Annotated in this window: 13 protein-coding genes and 1 pseudogene; 6 read left to right on the top strand and 8 right to left on the bottom strand. The window is 70.4% G+C overall.

Translation table 11 applies throughout. From position 1 onward, the window contains the following. Positions 1-44 precede the first annotated feature (44 nt). Entirely contained in the window at positions 45-2,471 is a 2,427-nt protein-coding gene (locus ABZY45_RS23660; protein ID WP_356742709.1) for an excinuclease ABC subunit UvrA, read from the top strand. Between the two features lie 19 nt (positions 2,472-2,490). On the opposite strand, the gene ABZY45_RS23665 is transcribed toward ABZY45_RS23660, so the two are convergent. The 3 genes from ABZY45_RS23665 to ABZY45_RS23675 are packed head-to-tail and all read right to left on the bottom strand — an operon-like array spanning position 2,491 to position 5,893. Beyond that, the gene (locus ABZY45_RS23665) at positions 2,491-3,237 is read right to left on the bottom strand and encodes a succinate dehydrogenase/fumarate reductase iron-sulfur subunit (RefSeq protein ID WP_356742711.1); all 747 of its coding nucleotides are present in this window, start codon (positions 3,235-3,237) and stop codon (positions 2,491-2,493) included. Continuing rightward, a complete protein-coding gene (locus ABZY45_RS23670; RefSeq protein ID WP_356742712.1) occupies positions 3,234-5,183 on the bottom strand; it encodes a fumarate reductase/succinate dehydrogenase flavoprotein subunit in 1,950 nt (649 codons plus the stop codon). The genes ABZY45_RS23665 and ABZY45_RS23670 overlap by 4 nt, the downstream gene beginning before the upstream one ends. 2 nt (positions 5,184-5,185) lie before the next feature. Beyond that, positions 5,186-5,893 carry a succinate dehydrogenase gene (locus tag ABZY45_RS23675; RefSeq protein WP_356742713.1) on the bottom strand — a complete coding sequence of 236 codons (708 nt, stop codon included), beginning with the start codon at positions 5,891-5,893 and terminating at the stop codon, positions 5,186-5,188. Between the two features lie 96 nt (positions 5,894-5,989). On the opposite strand from ABZY45_RS23675, the pseudogene ABZY45_RS23680 reads away from it, so the two are divergent. After that, positions 5,990-6,922 (top strand): annotated as a pseudogene (locus ABZY45_RS23680) (LysR substrate-binding domain-containing protein). An 11-nt stretch (positions 6,923-6,933) separates the two neighbouring features. On the opposite strand, the gene ABZY45_RS23685 reads toward ABZY45_RS23680, so the two are convergent. The 3 genes from ABZY45_RS23685 to ABZY45_RS23695 form a co-directional block, all read right to left on the bottom strand. After that, positions 6,934-9,108 carry an EAL domain-containing protein gene (locus tag ABZY45_RS23685; protein WP_356742715.1) on the bottom strand — a complete coding sequence of 725 codons (2,175 nt, stop codon included), beginning with the start codon at positions 9,106-9,108 and terminating at the stop codon, positions 6,934-6,936. Then, on the bottom strand, positions 9,105-9,923 hold the full coding sequence (locus ABZY45_RS23690) for an SAM-dependent methyltransferase (protein ID WP_356742716.1): 819 nt from the start codon (positions 9,921-9,923) through the stop codon (positions 9,105-9,107). The genes ABZY45_RS23685 and ABZY45_RS23690 overlap by 4 nt, the downstream gene beginning before the upstream one ends. A 202-nt stretch (positions 9,924-10,125) precedes the next feature. After that, positions 10,126-11,082: an SCO0930 family lipoprotein gene (locus ABZY45_RS23695; protein ID WP_356742718.1), complete on the bottom strand. Its 957-nt coding sequence runs from the start codon at positions 11,080-11,082 to the stop codon at positions 10,126-10,128. Between the two features lie 749 nt (positions 11,083-11,831). On the opposite strand from ABZY45_RS23695, the gene ABZY45_RS23700 reads away from it, so the two are divergent. Continuing rightward, positions 11,832-12,599 carry a hypothetical protein gene (locus ABZY45_RS23700; protein ID WP_356742719.1) on the top strand — a complete coding sequence of 256 codons (768 nt, stop codon included), beginning with the start codon at positions 11,832-11,834 and terminating at the stop codon, positions 12,597-12,599. A 178-nt stretch (positions 12,600-12,777) separates the two neighbouring features. Then, positions 12,778-13,326, top strand: coding sequence for a hypothetical protein (locus tag ABZY45_RS23705; protein WP_356742720.1), 549 nt, complete (start codon positions 12,778-12,780; stop codon positions 13,324-13,326). A 96-nt stretch (positions 13,327-13,422) separates the two neighbouring features. Here the strand turns inward: ABZY45_RS23705 and ABZY45_RS23710 are convergent, their stop codons facing one another. After that, complete coding sequence (locus ABZY45_RS23710; RefSeq protein WP_356742721.1) at positions 13,423-14,124, bottom strand: hypothetical protein; 702 nt, start codon at positions 14,122-14,124, stop codon at positions 13,423-13,425. Positions 14,125-14,448: 324 nt separating this feature from the next. Between ABZY45_RS23710 and ABZY45_RS23715 the strand changes: the two genes are divergently transcribed. Then, entirely contained in the window at positions 14,449-15,111 is a 663-nt protein-coding gene (locus ABZY45_RS23715) for a class F sortase (RefSeq protein WP_356742723.1), read from the top strand. 25 nt (positions 15,112-15,136) lie between these two features. Here the strand turns inward: ABZY45_RS23715 and ABZY45_RS23720 are convergent, their stop codons facing one another. Then, positions 15,137-15,982, bottom strand: a complete 846-nt coding sequence (locus ABZY45_RS23720) for a polysaccharide deacetylase family protein (RefSeq protein ID WP_356742725.1) — start codon at positions 15,980-15,982, stop codon at positions 15,137-15,139. A gap of 164 nt (positions 15,983-16,146) precedes the next feature. Between ABZY45_RS23720 and ABZY45_RS23725 the strand changes: the two genes are divergently transcribed. Beyond that, positions 16,147-16,608: a universal stress protein gene (locus ABZY45_RS23725; protein WP_356742727.1), complete on the top strand. Its 462-nt coding sequence runs from the start codon at positions 16,147-16,149 to the stop codon at positions 16,606-16,608. Positions 16,609-16,621 lie beyond the last annotated feature (13 nt).

Raw genomic sequence — 16,621 nt, forward strand, 5'->3', positions numbered from 1 at the left:
CACCGGCAGGACCATGACCACCGACCCACGGAGCCGTACAAGCGATGTCGACCCCTCACGATCCGTACGTCCGGGTGCGCGGCGCGCGCGAGCACAACCTCCGCGATGTGGACGTCGACATCCCGCGCGACACCCTCGTCGTCTTCACGGGCGTCTCGGGCTCGGGGAAGTCCTCCCTCGCCTTCGGGACGATCTACGCGGAGGCCCAGCGCCGGTACTTCGAGTCCGTCGCGCCGTACGCCCGCCGGCTGATCCATCAGGTCGGGGCTCCGGTCGTCGGTGAGATCACCGGCCTGCCGCCCGCCGTCTCCCTGGAACAGCGCCGCTCGGCACCCGGTTCGCGCTCCTCCGTGGGCACGGTCACCACGCTGTCCAACTCGCTGCGGATGCTGTTCTCACGCGCGGGCACCTATCCGCCGGGCGCGGAGCGGCTCGACTCCGACGCGTTCTCGCCGAACACGGCGGCCGGGGCCTGCCCCGAGTGCCACGGGCTGGGCCGTGTGCACGGCACGACCGAGGACCTGCTCGTGCCCGACCCGTCGTTGTCGATCCGGGACGGGGCGATCGCCGCCTGGCCCGGTGCCTGGCAGGGCAAGAACCTGCGCGATGTGCTCGACGCCCTCGGCTACGACGTCGCGCGGCCGTGGCGGGAGCTCGGGCAGGAGGAGCGGGAGTGGATCCTGTTCACGGAGGAGCAGCCGGTGGTGACGGTCCACCCGGTGCGTGACGCGGGCCGTATCCAGCGCCCGTACCAGGGCACGTACATGAGCGCGCGCCGCTATGTGATGCACACGTTCGCGGATTCCAGGAGCCGCACGCTGAGGGCGAAGGCCGAGCGCTTCCTGACCAGTTCGCCGTGTCCGGTGTGCCGTGGCAGCAGGCTGCGTCCGGAGGCCATGGCGGTCACCTTCGCCGGGCGTACGATCGCCGACCTCGTCGCGATCCCGCTCACCGCCCTGACCGAGGTGCTGCTGGAGTCGGGGGGTGGCAGTGACACGGCACGGGTGCTGACGGCCGACCTGCTGACCAGGATCGAGCCGGTGACCGAGCTGGGCCTCGGCTATCTCAGCCTCGACCGTACGGCGCCGACCCTGTCGTCCGGTGAGCTCCAGCGACTGCGGCTCGCCACGCAGCTGCGCTCGGGACTGTTCGGGGTGGTCTATGTGCTGGACGAGCCTTCGGCCGGCCTGCACCCCGCGGACACCCAGTCGCTGCTCCGTGTGCTCGGACGGCTCAAGGACGCGGGGAACTCGGTGTTCGTGGTGGAGCACCAGATGGACGTGGTGCGGCGGGCCGACTGGCTGGTGGACGTGGGACCGCTGGCCGGGGAGCACGGCGGCAGGGTGCTGCACAGCGGCCCTCCGGCGGAGCTCGCCTCGGTCACCGGCTCCGCGACACGGCGCTTCCTCTTCGGCGAGGACCCTGCGCCGGCACGGGAACCGCGCACCCCCTCGGGGTGGATCACTCTGCGCGGGGTGGACCTGCACAACGTGCGGGGCGTCGACGCCGCGTTCCCGCTCGGCGTGCTCACGGCGGTGACCGGTGTGTCGGGGTCGGGGAAGTCGACCCTCGTCGGGCAGGTGCTGGCCGGTGTGCTCGCCGACCGGCGGCCGGCCGAGAGCGCGGAGGAGCTCCCCGCGCCGGCAACGCCCGGCTGCGCGTCCGCGGAGGGGCTGGAGGCCGTGGACCGGCTCGTGCAGGTCGACCAGCGGCCCATCGGGCGTACACCCCGGTCCAACCTGGCCACGTACACGGGGCTGTTCGACGTCGTCCGCAAGCTGTTCGCGGGGACGGAGACGGCACGCGCCCGGGGGTACCGGGCGGGCCGGTTCTCGTTCAACGTGGCGGGCGGGCGGTGCGAGACCTGCCAGGGCGAGGGGTTCGTCTCGGTCGAGCTGCTCTTCCTGCCCAGTACGTACGCCCCCTGCCCGGACTGTCACGGCGCGCGTTACAACCCGCGCACGCTGGAGGTGACCCTGCGCGGGCTCACCATCGCCGAGGTGCTGGACCTGACGGTGGAGGCCGCTGCCGGGTTCCTCTCCGGAACCCCGGCGGCCGAACGCAGCCTGCGGGCACTGCTGGACGTGGGGCTCGGCTATCTGCGCCTGGGCCAGCCGGCGACGGAGCTGTCGGGCGGTGAGGCCCAGCGGATCAAGCTCGCCACGGAGCTCCAGCGCGCACGGCGCGGCCACACCCTCTATCTGCTGGACGAACCGACGACGGGGCTGCATCCGGCCGATGTGGAGCTGCTGATGCGGCAGTTGCACGGCCTGGTCGACGCGGGCGGCACCGTCGTCGTCGTGGAGCACGACATGGCCGTGGTGGCCGGTGCGGACCGGGTGATCGATCTGGGGCCGGGCGGCGGTGACCGGGGCGGCCGGATCATGGCCACCGGCACCCCGGCGGAGGTGGCCCGGGCGGCGGGGAGCCGTACGGCCGCGTACCTGGCGAAGGCACTGCGGAACGGCTGACTCCCCGCTCGGAGGCGGGTCAGCGGCGCACCTTGCGGTTGGCCCGGAGCCACTCCTTGTTCATCGCGGTGATCGACGGCAGCGGGATGCCCTTGGGACAGGCCGTGGCGCACTCGCCGGTGAGGGTGCATCCGCCGAAGCCCTCCTCGTCCATGGTGGCGACCATGTCGAGGACCCGGGTCTCGCGCTCGGGTGCCCCCTGCGGGAGCACGTTGAGGTGGTTGATCTTCGCCGAGGTGAACAGCATCGCCGAACCGTTCGGGCAGGCGGCCACGCAGGCACCGCAGCCGATGCACTCGGCGTGCTCGAAGGCGGAATCGGCGTCCGGCTTGGGTATCGGCGTGGCGTGCGCGTCGGGTGCCGTGCCGGTGGGCGCGGAGATGTATCCGCCGGACTGGATGATCCGGTCGAAGGAGGAGCGGTCGACGACGAGGTCCTTGACGACCGGGAAGGCCGAGGCGCGCCACGGTTCGATGTCGATGGTGTCGCCGTCGTCGAAGGAGCGCATGTGGAGCTGGCAGGTGGTGGTGCGCTCGGGGCCGTGGGCGTCGCCGTTGATGACGAGGCTGCACGCGCCGCAGATGCCCTCGCGGCAGTCGTGGTCGAAGGCGACGGGCTCCTCCCCGCTGAGGATGAGCTCCTCGTTCAGGGTGTCGAGCATCTCCAGGAACGACATGTCCTTCGAGATACCGTCGACTTCGTAGGTGGCCATGGCGCCGGGCGCCTCGGCGTTCTGCTGGCGCCAGACGCGCAGGGTGAGCTTCATGCGTAGCTCCGCTGGGTGGGGTGGACGTACTCGAAGACGAGGTCTTCCTTGTGCAGGACGGGGGCGTCGCCGGTCGCGCTGAACTCCCAGGCGGCGGCGTAGGAGAACTCCTCGTCCCTGCGGGCGGCTTCGCCGTCCGGGGTCTGCGATTCCTCGCGGAAGTGGCCACCGCAGGACTCCGCGCGGTGCAGGGCGTCGAGGCACATGAGCTCGGCGAGCTCCAGGTAGTCGACGACCCGGTTGGCCTTCTCCAGCGACTGGTTGAACTGCTCGCCGGTGCCGGGCACCTTGATGCGGCGCCAGAACTCCTCGCGGATCTGCGGGATCCGGTCGAGGGCCTTGCGCAGGCCCTCCTCGGTGCGGGCCATCCCGCAGAACTCCCACATGAGCTCACCGATCTCGCGGTGGAAGGAGTCTGGGGTGCGGTCCCCGTCCACGGCGAGGAGCAGGTTGAGCCGGTCCTCCGTCTCGGCGACGGCCTCGGCGACCACGGGGTGGGTGGCGTCGATCTCCTCCGTGTGCGGATTGCGGGCCAGGTAGTCGTTGATGGTCGAGGGCAGGACGAAGTAACCGTCGGCGAGGCCCTGCATCAGCGCGGACGCGCCGAGGCGGTTGGCGCCGTGGTCCGAGAAGTTGGCCTCGCCGATGGCGAAGAGGCCGGGGATCGTGGTCTGGAGGTCGTAGTCGACCCACAGCCCGCCCATCGTGTAGTGGACGGCCGGATAGATCCGCATCGGGGTCTCGTAGGGGTTCTCCGCGGTGATGCGGGCGTACATGTCGAAGAGGTTGCCGTACTTCTCCTCGACCTTCTTCCTGCCCATGCGCGCGATCGCCTCGGCGAAGTCGAGGTAGACGCCCTGGCCGCCCGGCCCCACGCCGCGTCCCTCGTCGCACACGTTCTTGGCGGCGCGGGAGGCGATGTCACGGGGTACGAGGTTTCCGAAGGCGGGGTAGATGCGCTCCAGGTAGTAGTCCCGCTCCTCCTCCGGGATCTCGTTGGCGGGGCGTTCGTCGCCCTTGGCCTTCGGGACCCAGATGCGTCCGTCGTTGCGCAGCGACTCACTCATCAGCGTCAGCTTCGACTGGTGGTCGCCGGTACGCGGGATGCAGGTGGGGTGGATCTGTGTGAAGCAGGGGTTGGCGAACCAGGCGCCGCGGCGGTGGGCGCGCCAGATGGCGGTGGCGTTGGAGTTCATGGCGTTCGTCGACAGGTAGAAGACGTTGCCGTATCCCCCGCTGGCCAGGACGACCGCGTCCGCGAAGTAGGTGTCGATCTTCCCGGTGACCAGGTCACGGGCCACGATGCCGCGTGCCTTGCCGTCGACGACGACCAGGTCGAGCATCTCGGTGCGCGAGTGCAGTTCGACGTTGCCCGCGGCGATCTGGCGGGAGAGCGCCTGATAGGCGCCGAGGAGGAGTTGCTGCCCCGTCTGGCCCCGGGCGTAGAAGGTGCGGGAGACCTGGACGCCACCGAAGGAACGGTTGTCGAGGAGGCCGCCGTACTCACGGGCGAAGGGCACGCCCTGGGCGACGCACTGGTCGATGATCTCCACGGAGATCTCGGCCAGACGGTGGACGTTGGACTCACGGGCGCGGAAGTCGCCGCCCTTGACCGTGTCGTAGAACAGGCGGTGCACCGAGTCCCCGTCGTTGCGGTAGTTCTTGGCGGCGTTGATGCCACCCTGCGCGGCGACGGAGTGGGCGCGCCGGGGCGAGTCCTGGAAGCAGAACTGGACGACGTGGTAGCCCTGTTCGGCGAGGGTCGCGCCCGCGGATCCGCCGGCCAGACCGGTGCCGACGACGATGACGGTGTGCTTGCGGCGGTTGGCGGGGTTGACCAGCTTCGCCTCGAAGCGGCGGGTGTCCCAGCGGTCGGCGACGGGTCCCGTGGGCGCCTTGGTGTCGACGACGGGCTCGCCGGTCCGGTAGTTCGTGTAGTCGCTCATGTTCAGCTCACCACTCCGGTCATGACGGCGACGGGCACGGAGACGAAGCCGGCCGTCAGTACGACTGCGAGGACATTGGCCAGCGTCTTCAGCACGCGGTCCCGGGCGGCGCTGCCCACTCCGAGGGTCTGCGCCGCACTCCAGAACCCGTGCTGGACGTGGAGGCCGAGGGCGAGTACGGCGACGATGTAGATGACGTTGCCGTACCAGGTGGAGAAGGTGTCGAGCACGTTCTGGTACGGGTGCCCCGCCTGGAAGCCGCCGGTGTGCACGGTGCCCGTCGTGAGGTCCAGGATGTGCCACACGATGAACAGCGCGAGGATGATGCCGCCGTAGCGCATGGTGCGCGTGGCATAGCTCGACCGGGCCTTCTTGTGGACGTACGCCGTCGGACGTGCCCTGAGGTCGCGGCGGCTCAGCTGGTACGCGGAGACGGCGTGCAGGACGACGGCCGCGACGAGCACCACACGGACGATCCACAGCGCCCACTCGTGGTGCAGGAACGGCTCGCCCAACGTCCGGAGCCAGTGCGCGTAGTGGTTGAACTCGTCGGATCCGAAGAAGATCTTCAGGTTGCCCAGCATGTGGACGACCAGATAGCCGAGCATGATCAGGCCGCTCACAGCCATGATCGTCTTCTTGCCGACGGACGAGTCCCAGAGCGTACGCGTCATGGACGGCCGTCGGTCCGCCCGCGTTGCCAATGCCATGGACACGACGCTAGAGGCGGAAGGCATCATCAGTCCAAGACATGAAACGACTGATCTCCATAGGCAACAGCTATGGACTCCGCTATCGTCGGCCGCATGCACTTCCAGCAGCTCGCCTATTTCGTGGCCGTGGCCGAGGCCAGGCACTTCACCCGCGCCGCCGAGGAGGTGCACGTGTCGCAGCCCTCCCTCTCCCAGCAGATCAAGGCCCTGGAGAACGAGCTGGGCGCCGAGCTCTTCAGCAGGGCACGGGGGAACATCGCGCTGACCGACGCCGGCGAGGCACTGCTGCCGCTGGCGCGCAGGATCCTGGCGGACGCGGACACGGCTCGCCACGAGGTGCAGGAGCTGGTGCAGCTGCGCCGGGGCAGGGTCAGGCTCGGCGCCACCCCGAGCGTCTGCACCGGCCTGCTGCCCGACGTGCTGCGGGCCTTCCACGGCGCGCATCCGGGGATCCAGCTCCTGATCGAGGAGGGCGGCTCCCACGACCTCGTACGGCAGCTGGCCAGGGGCGCCCTGGATCTGGCGCTGCTCGTGCTGCCCCTGCCGGCCGCGTCACCGGCGCTGACCACGGTGGAGCTGCTGCACGAGGACCTGGTGGTGGTGTCCTCGGCGACCCGGCCCGCACCCGGCCGGAAGGGCTCCGTGCGCGTCGCCGATCTGGAGAACGAGCCGCTGGTGATGTTCCGGCACGGCTACGACCTCCGGGAGCTGACCGTGGCCGCGTGCCGGGCGGAGGGGTTCGAGCCGTCGTTCACGGTGGAGGGCGGCGAGATGGACGCCGTACTCGGATTCGTACGGGCGGGCCTGGGCGTCGCCGTGGTGCCCCGCATGGTCGCCGTCCGGGCGTGACAGGACCTGCGGACCACAGCACTGGCCTCACCGGGTCTGCGGCGCACGATCGCGCTCGCGCACCGCAGCGACGTGGAGCCGCCGCGCGCGGCGCGCGAGCTGCAGCGGATGCTCCTGGGGGCGGGGCCGCACGTGATGCCTCCGGCCGCCGGCGGGCCGGGCCCGTCCGGCGGCTGAGCTCGGCTCCGTCAGACCGCGTCCGCCAGCACCAGCGCGTGGATGCGGTCCGGGGCGCCCGGACGCGCGTAGTACCACCCCTGCGCGGTGTCGCAGCCGAGCTGCCTCAGCTGTTCGGCCTGGGCGCCGGTCTCCACGCCCTCGACCGTGACCGCGAGGTCGAGACTGTGGGCCAGCGAGACGATGCCCTCGACGATCTTCAGGTCCACCGGGTCGGCCGGGTGGTGCTGCATGCCCTGCGTGAAGGAACGATCCAGCTTGAGTACGCTCACCGGCAGACGGCGCAGGTTCGCCAGATTCGAGTAGCCGGTGCCGAAGTCGTCGAGCGCGATGTCGACGCCCATCTCGGCCAGTTGGCGCAGTGGCTTGAGCAGATCGTCGTCAGCGCCGATCAGGGCGGACTCGGTGACCTCCAGACAGAGTGCGCCGGGTTCGAGTCCGGAACGCTCCAGTACGTCGACGGTCTCGGCGACCAGGCTCGGGTGGTGCAGCTGGGCCGGGGAGAGATTGACGTTGATCCGCAGCGGGCCGCCGTCGGTGTGGCGTTCCTGCCAGAAGTTCGCCTGCCGCACGGACTCCTCGAGCACCCAGCGGCCGAGAGGCACGATCAGCCCCGTGTGTTCCGCGAGCGGTATGAAGCGGTCCGGCCCGAGCACCCCGTGCTGCGGGTGGCACCAGCGCACCAGTGCCTCGGCACCGTGCACACTGCCGTCCCCCAGGTGGACCAGCGGCTGGTACTCGATGAAGAACTCGCCGCGGTCCAGGGCCGTGGGCAGCGCCGTGGTCAGTCCGTGCCGCGTGATGGCCCGGGCGTCCGCCTCGGCGTCCGCGAGCGCGAAGCGGTTGCCACCGGCCGCCTTGGCCCGGTACATCGTGATGTCCGCGCTGCGCAGCACCTCGGCGGCGGTGCGTTCGCCCGACGGGCCTTCGACGATGCCGACGGATCCGCGTACGGTCAGCTCCCGGCCGTCCAGACGCACCGGTGTGCCGAGCGCGGAGAGGATGCGTCCGGCCAGCTCGTGGACGTCCTCCTCGGTGTCCGGGCCCGTCGTGAGGGCCACGAACTCGTCGCCGCCGAGCCGCGCGACCATCTCGCCGGGGGCCGTGGCGCAGCTCTGGAGCCGGTCGGCGATCTCCACCAGGAGCCGGTCCCCCGCCGCGTGCCCGAGGCTGTCGTTGATCGCCTTGAAGCCGTCCAGGTCGAGGTAGCAGAGCCCGAAGCGCATGCCTTCCCGGGGCGCGAGGGCCTTCTCCAGGCGCTCGAAGAACAGCGTCCGGTTGGGCAGGCCCGTGAGTGCGTCGTGGGTGGCCTCGTAGCGCAGTCGCAGGTTGAGCAACCGCCGTTCGGTGGTGTCCTCCATCAGGGCGAGCTGGTACTCGGGCCGCCCCTCCGCGTCCCGCAGCAGGGACACGGTGAGGTTGGTCCAGAGCACGGTGCCGTCGTTGCGGTAGTACGGCTTCTCGACGCTGTAGTGCTCGCGCTCCCCGCGCACCAGTTCGTCGTAGTACTTCCACACGTGGGGCGAGTCCTCGGGATGAACCCATTCGTTCACCTTGTGGCTGCGGACGTGGTTCTCCAGACCGCCGAACATCCGGGTGAGCGTGTCGTTGATCTCCAGGATGTTGCCTTCGAGGTCGGCGATCCCGATCCCGATGGCGGCGTCCTTGAAGACGGCGCGAAAGCGCGCCTCGGTGGCGTGCAGGGCCTGTTCGGCGTTCGAGCGGGCGATGAGGGCAGAGCGGGCGATGGCCTCCTGCTCGGCGAGCGTCCGCTCGCGCAGTGCCTGGGTGAAGCCTCCGGCGAGCAGGTGCTGGATCCGCGCGCACCGCGCTCTGCTGTCCTCGGTGGACAGCTCCACGGGGCCGTTGCCGCCGCAGTAGAGCACCAGGTACGAGTCGACGACGCCGAGGGTGGAGCTCAGGGCGTCGGGGTCGGTGCAGTGCGCTGCCACCAGGGCGGCGCCGACGCGGTGCGCGGGCGCCGCGTCGAAGACCCGGGCGTGGAGGATCGCGCTGAGCTCGCGGGCGAGCGGCAGCAGGTGTTCCTCGAACTCGGGGCGGGTCATGGAGGTGGCCGTGGAGGGGAAGATCGCCCGGCTCCAGATGGTGGCGAATCTCCGGAGCCGGCCTTCGGGGCCGTCGGGCTCCGCGTCCGGCGCGCCGGACGACTGGGCGGGAATGCTCACGCCGTGCGCCCAACCCCGGCGAAGCCCGAGTAGGTGAAGGGGTCTTCCTGCGCGAGCGCCTCCGCGGACTCCGGACGCCACTCGGGCATGGCCACGAGCCCGGGCTCCACCATCTCGAACCCCTCGAAGAAACGGCTGATCTCCTTGCGCGAACGCATGATCAGCGGATTGCGGATGGTGCGGTAGACGCCGACCGTCCCGCCCGCCACCTCCTGGGTGAGCGGAATCCCCTCGTACGAGGCGTGCGTCAGGACGATCAGGCTGCCGGGGGCCAGCGCCTCGCGCAGCTCGGCCACCGCGGCGTACGGATCGTCGGCGTCCTCGATGAAGTGGAGCACCGCCACCAGGAGGAGCGCCACGGGCTTGTCCAGATCGAGGAGGCCCCTGACCTCCGGGTGTTCCAGGATCTCCTGCGGCTTGCGCAGATCGGCGGCGGCGATGACCGCTCGCTCGTTGCCCTCGAGAACCACCTGGCTGTGTGCGACCGCGACCGGGTCATGGTCCACGTAGGCGATCCTGGCTTCCGGGTCGGCCGCCTGGGCGACTTCATGGACATTTCCGAACGTCGGTATACCGGACCCTATGTCCAGGAACTGATTGACGCCCGAAGAGACGGCGTACTGCACCGCCCGCCGCATGAATGCCCGATTGGCCTGCATGATCTTGGGCAGGCCAGGCATGAACTCCATGGCCTTGCGGGCCGCTTCCCTGTCCACCTCGAAATTGTGCGATCCGCCCAGATAGAAGTCATACATGCGAGACACGCTCGGCATCGAGATGTCTATGCCCTGCGGTGCCCAGGCGGGACGCTCCATCGATGTCTCCAACAAGTCGCCACGGCGATCCGGCCATGTTCATGGTCAGTGTGGACCAGAGGCTACTGATCGGCCGCCAGGAGAGCGAGCGGAAACGGAAATTCGAGATCCGTTATTGGTCACACGCCGGAGGCAAGTGCGGCAGATCCGTCGCTGCGTGTACACATTCAGCGACGGACCGGTACCACGGGGTCTCCTGCTCCTACTTGGACACTCCGGCCAGCTTCGCGTCGGGGGTGACTGCGTACCATGTCCCCCCGACACCTTGGCCGTTGGTGTCCCCCGGCCTGGCGTCACCCGAGAAGGTGTAGAGGGGCCAGCAGTCGAGCGACTGCTGATCGATACCGTCGGGCCGGTTGAACGTGACGAATCCCTTCGTGGTGACACCCGCGACATCATTCTTCGCCACGGGGCTGACCACGGGCCACTTTTTGAGACAGTCGCCCGTGCACGCGGACTTCATCGGCCAGGCCGAGTCCTTCTTGAAGCGGTAAACCGTCATGCCGCGCTTGTCGACGACGATGTCCCCGAGTTCCGGATCCTTACGGACCGAAAGTCCGGCGGCGTCGGCCCGCCCTCCACCGGCTGGAGCGTCGGCGCTCGGTGCCGCTTTCTTTCCGTCCGGAGCGGCGGCGAACCACGTCCCTCCGACCCCCTGCCCGTTGGCGTCCCCGGGTTCGGTGTCCGCGGCATAGCGGTAGACCGGCCAGCCGCCGACCGTCAACTGTTCGGTGCCGTCGTCCCGGGCGACCTTCCCGATCAGTGAGGCGTCGGTCCCCGCCGCGGCCGTGGCGTTGCGCGCCGGCACCACAGGCCAGGTCTTCGCACAGTCGCCCTCGCAATTCGAGGCCGGCGGGTCCGCGGTGTCCTTGTCGAAGCGGTAGAGCGTGAAGCCCTCGCCGTCGGTCAGCACCTTGCCCAGCTCCTTGCTGTCCCACACCGCGAGCTGTCCGGCCTCCTTCGGGGCGGCACTCGCACCGGCATTCGATCCGTACCCTCCGTCCGAGCCGTATCCGCTCTCCGCCTGCTGCTGCGCGGGCAGGGCGTTGCCCACGGCTTGACCGTCGGTGGAGGTGCCCTTCTCCTGACCGCACGCCGTCGTCAGTGCCACCAGGGCCAGCGCCGTCACCACGAGCGAGGCGTTCCGCCAGGTATTCATGTCGACTCCTGTTGTCCTGCTGCCGTTCGCGACGCGGGCCCACGTCTCTGTCGGCCCTAGGTACGGGCGACGGGTACCGGGACGTTCAACCGGGTGACAAGAAGTTTCGGCGGGCGCAAACGTGAATCGCCCAATGTCCCCACCATCAGGGGAATCGGCGCATACCTCCGCGTGTGCGGCCGCTGAGGGGAACATGCTCCCCGGCGTGTACGGATCACGCATATGGCGGATGACGGCCGCCACCCTGCTCCTGCTGCTCACCGTCCCCTTGCCCGCCGCGGCCGGTGACGACTGCGCTGTCGCCTCCATCGGCCAGGGCGACGGCAGCTCGTCCATCGCCGTGGCGGGCGAGGGGCGGTGCGGGGCGGTCATCGCCGAGCCCGAACCCCCGCCCGAGCCACCCCCTCCGCCTTCGCCGCCCCCGCCTCCACCACCCCCTCCGCCACCACCCCCTCCTCCACCTCCGCCCCCGGCGCCGGCTCCTGCTCCGCCTCCGCCTCCGCCACCGCCCGCCCCCGAGCCGCCCCGGCCGGAACCCGAGCCGGAACCGTCGCCGACGCGGACCACCGCGCGCCCCACCCCACCCGCCCCGTCGCCCGTGGCGCTCCCGTCCTACCGGAAGCCACCCCGCAAGACGCCCCGGAGCGGACCGTCACTGGTCTCGCTCACTCTTCTGATCACCGCGCCCGCCGTCTTCGCCGTGGCCGTGCTGCGGCCCCGCTCCTCCCGCTGACCGACAAAGGGAACCCATGTCCGAATGGCTTGTACTCACGATCGCGATGGCGTCGGCCTGCGCCGTCGTCCTGACGATCGCGGTCCTCAGCAACCGCCGCCTCGCCGAGGACGACGATCCGTCCGAGACCCCCGACGTCATCGAGTACATGACGATGATGATCGGCGTGGTGTACGCGATCGTGCTCGGCCTGGCCATCGCAGGCGTCTGGGAGGCGCGCGGCGCCGCCCAGGAATCCGTACGTCTGGAGGCCCAGGCACTGCACGAGGTGAGCGCTCGGTCGGCCGTCTACCCGGCCGAGGTACGCGACCGCATCCGCGCCGACGTCGACGCGTACGTGGCTCATGTGGTGGGCGACGAGTGGAGGTGGATGACGGACCACGGGAGCCTCACCGAGGAGGGCACGAAGCTCCTGGACCGTGTACGCGCCGACGTCACGGAGTACGTACCACGCACGGACCACGAAGGGCAGGCGTACCAGCCGCTGGTGGACCAGGTGGCCGCGGTCGACGACGCACGGGGGGCGCGGGGACAGAACGCGGGCGCGACCATGCCGGGGGTGGTCTGGTTCGGCCTGATCACGGGGGCGGTGGTGACGGTAGGGCTGATCTTCACGCTTCAGATCCGCAGAACCTTCCGCGAACTGCTGCTGGCCGGCCTCTTCAGCGTGCTGATCGCCTTCCTGCTCTTCCTGATCTGGGACTTCGACGCGCCGTTCGGCCGCGGCATCTCGGCGACCACGGCCCCGTTCGTCGACCTCTTCCCGCACGCCGCGAAGGGTTAGCGAACCGCTGCCTTGTCCCCCGGCCGGTGAGCCGGCCGGGGGACAAGATAGCCCCATTGGCCTGACCCCGATCGCGGGTGGTATGTAGCACTTCTACCGTTTCGGGCATCGAGGGGCATTTCTCATCGCTCGCGGAAATCCGTTCCGCGGCTGCCCCCCGGGACCCGGAGGATTCACCATGCGCGCGATACGTGTCGCACCCGCCGCCCTGCTGGGCGCCGCCGCCTTCCTTCTGACTGCTCCCACCGCATCGGCTCTTGCCCCCACCGGCGGCACGTCCACCTCGTTCACGCCGACCATCACTCCGTCGACGGTCGCGCCGGGAGGTCAGGTGACCCTCGGCGCCATGGGGTGCACCAGTGACGCGACCGCGTTCTCGGGCGTGTTCGACACCACCACCATCCCGAGCGGCCGTTCGGCCACGGCAACGGTCGACTGGGACGCCCGTCGGGGCGCGGTCTACGAGGTGACCTTCCGCTGCGGCACCACCACCCGGTCGGCCAATCTGACCATCACGAGTGCTGCCACCAGTTCCCCCTCTGCCTCCCCGACCACCGCCCCCACGACCAGTTCCACGGCCTCCCCGAGCGGGGTGCTGGGTGGTCTCGGCGGCAGCGTCGACACGATGGACCCCGCGGAGATCGCGGCCGGCTCCGCGCTCGTGGCGGCCGCCGCGGCCGGCTCGGTCTACTTCCTGCGCAAACGGCGTACCAGCCGTCAGCACTGAGAGCCGGCCACCCCCTGCCGGCACGGCAGTCGCCCCGGGTCCTGATCCAGGACTCGGGGCGACGGGCGTATCGGGCCGGACGGGAAGTTGGACGCGTCAGATCGCCGCATTGCTCATCCGGCGACGGACGACGAACACGGCACCGCCGACGGCAGCGGCTGCGACGAGGCCTCCGCCGACCTGCATCTCGACGGAGCTGGGCCCCATCGAGCCACCGAGGCCACCCTGGGCGCCCCGGGAGGGAAGCACGGTGAAGCGGGCCGTCGCGACCGGGTCCCCGTTCCCTCCGTTGCCGCCCTGACCGCCGTTGCCACCCTGACCGCCGTTGCCACCCTGGCCGCCATTGCCGCCGTTGCCGCCCTGGCCGCCGTTGCCACCCTGGTTGCCCTGACCGCGGTCGCCACCCTGGCCGCGGTCGCCGCCGTTGCCACCCTGGCCGCCGTCACCTCCGTTGCCGCCACCGAAGTTGTTGCCGCTGTCGTTGCAGCGCACGGACAGGCTGTACTGACCGGGCGTCGCGTCATCCCTGATGTGCGCCGTCGCGTAGCCGACCCGGCCCGGCGAGAGGTTCACCGTCGGGAAGGCGTTCGACCACACCTTGCCGCCGGAACGGCCGCAACCCTCCGCACTGACCTGCATCGTGGCGCCCTGGTGGACCGCGGAAGGGTTGACGGTGACATTGGTCGGTACGTTCGTCGGGTTGCTGCCCGGGCCGCCGCCTGCGGCGGCCAGCGGTGCGGCGAGCCCGACGGCCGCGAACGCGGTCGCGGTCACCGCGAGAGTGCGTGAAGCACGCATCGTTGAACCTCCAGCGGGAAGCGCCCCGGAGTCCTGTCCTCCGGAATCATTCGACGAGAACGCGTCCCATGACAAACCCTCACCAGATATGCCATTCGTCGCACTTCGGCACTGCTCCACCCCGGTGAGCCGACACGCCGTACGACGCCGGACGTATCTGACGGAGCCGCAGGTCACGGACCGTCAGAACTTTTATCCGCTCATTACTCCGAAATGAAGTCGCTGTGACCGGTGCCCGGTCGGCGGCCACCCGTTCGCTCCTCCCTGATCGCCGCCGCGCGGGCGCCCGCCTAGCGTGTGCGATGTCGCGACGAAGGGAGAACCATGGGCCGGGACCAGTGGGGCGCGGAGCGGAGAAGGCACACACCGTGGGGCGCGATCGCTCTGGTGATGCTCACCGGGCTCGCTCTGATGCGGAACGGCGTGGAGACGTCCCCCGGCCCCCCGCAGCCCGCAGCCGCGGCCTCGGTGGCGGGCCCTCGGGACTCGGCGGTGTCCGCACCGGCCGACAGCGAGCCGGTGCAGCCGCTCGCCTACGCCCCCGCCTCCCGCGTGCAGATCCCGTCGATCCAGGTCGACGCGCCCATCGTCGATGTGAACCTGGATCCGGCCGGCTGGATCGAGGCGCCCCCGGCCCAGGACCCGAATCTCGCCGGCTGGTACCAGAACGGCATCGCCCCCGGACAGCGCGGCACCGCGGTGGTCGTCGGCCACGTGGACAACCTGTCGGGTCCGGCGGTCTTCTACGGGCTGGGATCCCTGACGAAGGGCCAGCAGATCGAGGTGTCCCGGTTCGACGGCCGGACGGCCGTGTTCGAGATCTACGGCGTCGAGGTCTTCTCCAAGAACGACTTCCCCGGCCCCCTCGTGTACGGCGACACCGGCCACGCCGAACTGCGGGTCATCACCTGCGGCGGGGGGTACACGAAGGCCGGCGGATACGACGGGAACGTCGTGGTCTTCGCCCGGCTGGTCGAGACCCGCTGAACCGTGCCGGGGTCCCGCACCGCCGTCAGCTGCGGTGCGGGACGGTCGGGCGGTAGCCCCTCTCGATGAGCGCGGGCAGATACCGACGCAGCGCTGCCACACTCTGGGACCGGTCACCGCCCGCGTCGTGCGACAGCACCACGACGCCTGGCGCCGCGCCCTTCTTCACCCGGCGGACGATGGTGTCGGTACCCGGCATGGTCCAGTCCAGGGTGTCGACGGTCCAGGCCAGCGGCTCCATCCCCATCGCGGCACCGATCTCGAAGGAGTTGCGGTTCCAGGCGCCGTAGGGCGCCCTGTACCAGAGCGGCGGAGCGCCCAGCGTTTTCTCGATCACCTCACTGGTGCTGCCCAGTTCGTCGCGGATCCCGGCCCGGGAGAGCTTGGGGACCAGCGGATGCGACCAGGAGTGGTTGCCGACCACGTGCCCGTCGTCCGCCATCTCGCGGAGCAGGTCGGCGTTGTCCGCCGCCATCTCGCCGCAGACGAAGAACATCGCGCGGACGTCGTACGTCCGCAGTGTGGCCAGGATCTCGGGTGTGTACCGCGGGTCGGGGCCGTCGTCGAAGCTGAGCACCACCGCGTCACGGCCCAGCTCCGGCAGTTCCTCGAAGGGTCGGGTGCGGACGGGCGGCGTGGCGGGCCGGAAGCGGGGCGGGGTGGCCGACGTCATCGGGCGCAGCCGGTAGGTCCCGGGGCCGGCCTGGGCTCTCGCCGGCGGCCCCGAGGCCGGCGCCGGTGGCTCGCCCCCGGGCCGCACCGGCGTGCCGGCCGGGTCCGCGGCGACCATGTGCACCGTGGTGGCGGCCCCCATGGCCAGGGCGAGACGCAGCAGGCTACGGCGGTCCGAAGAAATCTGATCATGCTTCATGACCAACTGCTCGCACAAACTTCCGTCCGCGTCGTCTCCCGACACCTGGGATGCACCGATTTGCACCCGATGGAACGAGTCCCGGGGGTGGCCTGCGGGGCCGAGGCCAGTGGCAGGGGAGGCTGCCGGGGTCGCGCCCGGCGGGAGCGGCTAACCTCAGGGCCGTGACTGACCAGCAACGCCATCGGTTCGAGCGCGGCACCGACGGCCCCAAGGTGATCGTCGCCGGCATCGACGGCTCGGAGTCCTCGATGCGGGCCGCGGCGTACGCGGCGGGACTCGCCCGCCGGCAGGGGGCAATGCTCGCACTCGTCTACGTCCAGCCCGTGATGTCGGCCGGCGTCGCCCTGGGAGCCCCGGTCGCCGACACGACCGGGGAGGTCGCCGAGGGGCTCGTGAGCGAGATCAGGGAGTCGACCGAGCGGCTCAAGGACATATGGAACGTCCGCTGGGAGTTCCACACCTTCCACGGTGATCCGTACAACGGGCTCGTGACGGCGGCCGACGAGTTGAAGGCGGATGCCGTGGTGGTGGGGGCGTCGGAGTCGGCCGGGCACCGCTTCGTCGGGTCGGTGGCGGTGCGCCTGGTCAAGGCGGGGCGCTGGCCCGTCACCGTGGTCCCGTAGGTCAGGGCGACGG

Source organism: Streptomyces sp. NPDC006516 (assembly GCF_040611875.1).
GTDB lineage: Bacteria > Actinomycetota > Actinomycetes > Streptomycetales > Streptomycetaceae > Streptomyces.

What these genes read in the sequence shown, in the direction of transcription:
- ABZY45_RS23675 (WP_356742713.1), bottom strand. Translation starts at nt 5,893, where the DNA reads ATGGCATTGGCAACGCGGGCGGACCGACGGCCGTCCATGACGCGTACG.
- ABZY45_RS23720 (WP_356742725.1), bottom strand. Translation starts at nt 15,982, where the DNA reads ATGAAGCATGATCAGATTTCTTCGGACCGCCGTAGCCTGCTGCGTCTC.
- ABZY45_RS23710 (WP_356742721.1), bottom strand. Translation starts at nt 14,124, where the DNA reads ATGCGTGCTTCACGCACTCTCGCGGTGACCGCGACCGCGTTCGCGGCC.
- ABZY45_RS23695 (WP_356742718.1), bottom strand. Translation starts at nt 11,082, where the DNA reads ATGAATACCTGGCGGAACGCCTCGCTCGTGGTGACGGCGCTGGCCCTG.
- ABZY45_RS23705 (WP_356742720.1), top strand. Translation starts at nt 12,778, where the DNA reads ATGCGCGCGATACGTGTCGCACCCGCCGCCCTGCTGGGCGCCGCCGCC.
- ABZY45_RS23690 (WP_356742716.1), bottom strand. Translation starts at nt 9,923, where the DNA reads ATGGAGCGTCCCGCCTGGGCACCGCAGGGCATAGACATCTCGATGCCG.
- ABZY45_RS23715 (WP_356742723.1), top strand. Translation starts at nt 14,449, where the DNA reads ATGGGCCGGGACCAGTGGGGCGCGGAGCGGAGAAGGCACACACCGTGG.
- ABZY45_RS23660 (WP_356742709.1), top strand. Translation starts at nt 45, where the DNA reads ATGTCGACCCCTCACGATCCGTACGTCCGGGTGCGCGGCGCGCGCGAG.
- ABZY45_RS23700 (WP_356742719.1), top strand. Translation starts at nt 11,832, where the DNA reads ATGTCCGAATGGCTTGTACTCACGATCGCGATGGCGTCGGCCTGCGCC.
- ABZY45_RS23665 (WP_356742711.1), bottom strand. Translation starts at nt 3,237, where the DNA reads ATGAAGCTCACCCTGCGCGTCTGGCGCCAGCAGAACGCCGAGGCGCCC.
- ABZY45_RS23670 (WP_356742712.1), bottom strand. Translation starts at nt 5,183, where the DNA reads ATGAGCGACTACACGAACTACCGGACCGGCGAGCCCGTCGTCGACACC.